We start from the raw sequence: 4,781 nt of genomic DNA on the forward strand, positions 1-4,781 counted from the left end.
TTTTATTAAATGCTTCTTTTTTTGTATTTATTTCTCCTAGTTATTTAGAAAAACTGTTTTCATATTCGATATTTAATGAATATAGGGATTTATTAATTAAGAAATCTGTTGTTATTCCTAATGGAGTTGATAAATTTTGGAGTAAAAATGTTAAGGAAAAAAAGAGTGAAATTCAATTTCCTTTAAAATTACTCTTTGTTGGTAGAATTATTAAAAGTAAAAATTTGGTTAATCTTGCTAAAGCTGTCATTCAACTTAATTCTACTGGTTTCCCTTGCGTTTTAGATGTTTACGGTGATCCTGGAAATGGCTTTAAACCATTCATGAAGTTTGTTGACAAATTTGATTGTATTAAGTATAATGGATTTATCAATAGTAAGGAGGAATTGGAAAATGTTTACCGGAGCCATTCAATTTTTGTTATGCCTTCGTATAATGAAACGTTTGGTTTAGTATATATTGAAGCGCTTTCTCAAGGAATTCCAGTATTGTATTCACTTAATGATGGAATAGATAATTTTTATAGAGATATAGGAAAGGCTGTAGATCCTACTGATGTAAATAGTATTGCTGAAGGAATTATATCGATATATGAAAATTACTCTTCTCTTTTATTTGATCCAAAGATTATTGTCAATAACCATAATTGGGATCTGATCTCAAAAAAATATTATGATTTGTATCTTAAAGCTATTTAGTCAAAATTTTTTAGATTTTACTTGGTGTTAATTTCTTTGAATGAAACGTATATTATACTTATCTTTTTATTTTAAACCAGACCTTTGTGCTGGTTCTTTTCGGAATACCCCTTTACTGGAATGCCTCGCTCGGACGAATCCTGATGTAAGGATAGATGTGATGACCACGCTTCCCAACCGATATGGCTCCTTTTCTCAGGAAGCTCCTGAAAATGAAATCCTGAATAATGTACACATACACCGCATTGCCATTCCCAAACATAAAAGTGGTATCAAAGATCAGATCCTGAGTTTTAAAACCTTTTACGAGCAGGTTCGGAAAGAAGTGAAAGGGAAAAAATACGATCTGGTATTTGCATCCAGCAGCCGTTTGTTTACGGCCTATTTGGGATATCGTATTGCCAGCAGCCTGAAGGTTCCGCTTTATCTGGATATCAGGGACATTTTTGTAGATACCATGGCGGAAGTTTTGCACAATCCCCTGGTTAAGAAGGCTACCTTGCCGGTATTGAAAGTGCTGGAAAAGCAGACTTTTGCCTATGCCAGCCATATCAATCTGATCAGTCCGGGATTTGCTCCTTATTTTGCATCCTATACCCAGGCTACAATCAGTTACTACACCAATGGGATTGACCCTGAGTTTGTACGTATCTATGAACAAACCGCTTCTTCCTCTGATCCGGGATCTGCAAAGAAAACCATTCTCTATGCAGGCAATATGGGGCAGGGGCAGGGTCTGGAAAAAATCGTTCCGCAGGCGGCTACATCCCTGGGAAATGAATTTCATTTCAAACTGATTGGAGACGGGGGAACCCGTCCTTTGCTGGAACAAAAGGTCCGCGAACTGAAGCTTACAAACGTAACCTTGCATCCTCCGGTGAGCCGTATAGAACTGTTAGCCGCATACCAGGAAGCTGATTATTTACTGATGCATCTTAATGACTACAATGCCTTTAAAAAAGTGCTGCCTTCCAAAGTTTTCGAACTGGCCATGTTTAAAAAACCGGTGCTTGCAGGGGTAGGGGGCTATTCCCGGAAATTTCTTCAGGAGAACCTTCCCGATACCTTATTGTTTGATCCCGGTGATCACAAGGGATTGGTAAAACAATTACAGGAGCACGATTTAGAGACCTTTGTTCCCGCAGACAGGACCACATTTATTGACACCTACCTTCGGGAAAAAGTCAATCAACGCATGGCAGATTCTATTTTGAGTTATTTGCTTTCCAGCTAACCAATATATCCATCATCCTATCACCACGTATTCTAAAGTTAAGGGTTAATGGGTTCAGTAGGTGGTTAGAGGGTCAAGAGGCCATTTTTTGAAATTAGGGTTTAATTAGGTACCATCGTTGTTGTTAATGGTTAATTGGCTCGAAGGCTGTTGGGAATAGAGACGAGCACTTTGGCAAAATGACTTATTTTAGGTTCAAACCTGGTGGTTAAGGGTTAAAGAGGATCTTCCCTTTGACGCCGCTCAGGCACCGGAGACACCGCACATCATCAAATCACCAAATCATTTCATCATCATATCATCAAACCATGTCTTCGACAAGCTCAGGCACCGCAAATAATCAAATCATCATCACCGGCGCCTCCGGCTTCGTAGGCCAAAACCTGCAAAAGCACTTAAATGACAGGCCCTGGAAGGCTCTCAGCAGAAATCATTCCGCCAGGGATTTGTCCTATGCCGATTTCTGGCAGCAAAATGACCTGTCCTTTTGCCACTACATCCACCTGGCTGGAAAAGCGCATGACCTGAAAAAAACATCCGGTGAACAGGATTACTGGGAGGCCAATTACGAGCTTACCCGCAAGCTGTACGATAGGTTTCTGCAGGATACTGAAGCCAAATCCTTTATTTTTATCAGTTCCGTCAAAGCCTGTGCCGATAGGGTAGCAGGCTGGCTTACGGAAGAAACCCCCTGCGCACCGGAAACCGTTTATGGCAAGTCCAAGCGAAAAGCCGAGGAATACCTGCTGGATAATTTGCCCGAAGGCAAGCGGGTCTATATCCTGCGTCCCTGCATGATCCACGGTCCGGGAAACAAGGGAAACCTGAACCTGCTCTACGCTTTTGCGAAAAAAGGATTGCCCTATCCCTTGGCAGCCTTCAAAAATGAGCGTTCTTTTTTGTCCGTAGACAACCTCTGCTGGGTGATGCTCCAGCTAATGGAGAAGGATATTCCCTCGGGCATTTATCAGGTAGCCGATTCCGGGGTTTTTTCTACGAATGAACTCATCAAAATGATGGCGGCCTCCCTAGACAAACCTGCCCGGCTGTTAAAAATTCCCTCCGGTCTGATCCGTACCGCCGCCAGTGCAGGGGACTTGTTGCACCTGCCCCTGAATTCCGAACGCCTCCAAAAGCTTACCGAAAGCTACCGGGTCAGCAACGATAAATTGCTGAAAGCCCTGGGCAGCGATCTTCCCCTGAGTGCTGAAGAAGGTTTTGAAAAGACCTTCAGGGCGTTTAAGGGGTAGGGCGGATCGGGATCGGCCGGGGTGTAGGATCGGGCGGTCGGGCAGTAGGCCGGGTTTTGGATTCAGCTGTGGTGGTTAAATGGCATTTGAATGGCCGGGCTTTAGGGTCTGGCCATTTTGCATTTGGGCGGGTTGCTGGTTCCAGGCGTGGATGTTAAGGGTTAATTGGCTCCAAGCCTGTTGAGGATTTGGGTCGGGCACTTTGGCAGGATGTCTGGTTTTGGGTTCAGCCGTGGTGGTTAAGGGTTAAAAGGGTTCGATAGGGGCCGGGTTTTGGGGTTTGGCCATTTTGGATTTTGGCGGACTGCTGGTTTCAATCGTGGAGGTTAAGGGCTAATCGGCTTTACTCTTTTTGGGCATTGTCAGACGGGCACGTTGGCAGGATGCCTTGTGTTTGTTTCAATCGTGATTGTTAAGGGTTAAAGAAATACCTTTCTCCAAAAATCTACAAGATTTATGACAAACCCTTAACAAAACTGCGAAGCTGCAGAACTAACTCCCAGCCCAGCAAAGATTAACCACCATAACAACAACCTAAATTCTGCCCCTTAACCCTTAACTTTCACCAGGCATAATGTAAACTAAATCTGAAAAAACCGTATATTACAGAAACGGATGGATTTATGTCAAAAAAAGGTTTAATTCATAAAACAGTTGAAACGTTGGAACAACTGCCAGAAGATAGCATTCAAGAAATTGCTGACTTTGCGGAATTTGTATTAAAGAAAAATGAAGACCAACTCTATCAACAAAATGCTGGCGAAAGAGCTTTAACACAGCATTCAATGCGGCTTTCAGAATCATCCTTAAATGAAGATTGGGAAAATGAAGATGATGCCCATTGGGATAGTTTTTTGGATTAAATGGATTTTAGGCAAGGTGATATCGTTATTGTTCCCTTCCCATTTTCTGATGGGCAACTGTCAAAAAGCAGGCCTGCTGTGGTTATTTCAGGTGAAAGAGTAAATAATACCAGGGATATCATTCTAGCTCAAATCAGTTCAACATCGAGAAGTGATGTATTTAGTTTTTTTATTGATGAAAACAGGATTACTGTTTCACTGAGAAAAAAGAGCCAGGTTAGGGTGCATAAGATTTTCGTGATGGAAAAAATGTTGGTTAAAAAAAAGATTTCTCAGCTCACAGAATCCGCAAAAGGTCAACTTTTAGAGAAAGTGAAAAATCTGTTCGAAAAATAAATTCCTGTTATTAGGCTCGAAACTAGCTGGGCGAATCAAAGTTGCTGGTTGGTGTCAGGTATTGTTTTGTGTAATAGCGTGTTTGTTAAGGATTAATTGGCTCGAAGCCTGTGGGGAATTTGAGTCGGGGTCTTTGGCAGTAAGACTTATTTTGCAATCAAACGTGGAAGTTAAGGGTTAAGGGTACCTGTGGCAGGTGTAAGATCTTGACATTTGATCGCACCTGGTAGGTTTGATTCAATTTATTTGTAAGAGAAGAGCGGGTGGCCCGACAAAAAACCGAGGGTGCGGCAGGTATGTGGGGGGAAGGATTTTTTTGTCTTGAATTTTTTGTTTCTTTTTGTTTCAAGTGAACGGCATTTATAAAAAATGACACGAATTAAGGAAACATGCGTTTAAT

General features: G+C 41.8%; 5 protein-coding genes. All 5 read left to right on the forward strand.

Going from position 1 to position 4,781, the window contains the following annotated elements:
• On the forward strand, positions 1 to 698 hold a 698-nt coding region (locus HUJ21_RS19890), incomplete at its 5' end, for a glycosyltransferase (protein ID WP_291372279.1).
• A gap of 40 nt (positions 699 to 738) precedes the next feature.
• Positions 739 to 1,932, forward strand: a complete 1,194-nt coding sequence (locus HUJ21_RS19895; RefSeq protein WP_291372280.1) for a glycosyltransferase family 4 protein — start codon at positions 739 to 741, stop codon at positions 1,930 to 1,932.
• A gap of 308 nt (positions 1,933 to 2,240) precedes the next feature.
• Positions 2,241 to 3,182 (forward strand): NAD-dependent epimerase/dehydratase family protein, encoded by a 942-nt coding sequence (locus HUJ21_RS19900; protein WP_291372282.1) that lies wholly within the window; start codon positions 2,241 to 2,243, stop codon positions 3,180 to 3,182.
• Positions 3,183 to 3,805: 623 nt separating this feature from the next.
• Positions 3,806 to 4,045 (forward strand): hypothetical protein, encoded by a 240-nt coding sequence (locus tag HUJ21_RS19905; protein ID WP_291372284.1) that lies wholly within the window; start codon positions 3,806 to 3,808, stop codon positions 4,043 to 4,045.
• The gene (locus HUJ21_RS19910; RefSeq protein WP_291372285.1) at positions 4,046 to 4,381 is read left to right on the forward strand and encodes a type II toxin-antitoxin system PemK/MazF family toxin; all 336 of its coding nucleotides are present in this window, start codon (positions 4,046 to 4,048) and stop codon (positions 4,379 to 4,381) included. It abuts the gene before it with no gap.
• Positions 4,382 to 4,781: the final 400 nt, after the last annotated feature.

It is taken from the genome of Cyclobacterium sp. (assembly GCF_014762705.1).
GTDB lineage: Bacteria > Bacteroidota > Bacteroidia > Cytophagales > Cyclobacteriaceae > Cyclobacterium.

What these genes read in the sequence shown, in the direction of transcription:
- HUJ21_RS19895 (WP_291372280.1), top strand. Translation starts at nt 739, where the DNA reads ATGAAACGTATATTATACTTATCTTTTTATTTTAAACCAGACCTTTGT.
- HUJ21_RS19900 (WP_291372282.1), top strand. Translation starts at nt 2,241, where the DNA reads ATGTCTTCGACAAGCTCAGGCACCGCAAATAATCAAATCATCATCACC.
- HUJ21_RS19905 (WP_291372284.1), top strand. Translation starts at nt 3,806, where the DNA reads ATGTCAAAAAAAGGTTTAATTCATAAAACAGTTGAAACGTTGGAACAA.
- HUJ21_RS19910 (WP_291372285.1), top strand. Translation starts at nt 4,046, where the DNA reads ATGGATTTTAGGCAAGGTGATATCGTTATTGTTCCCTTCCCATTTTCT.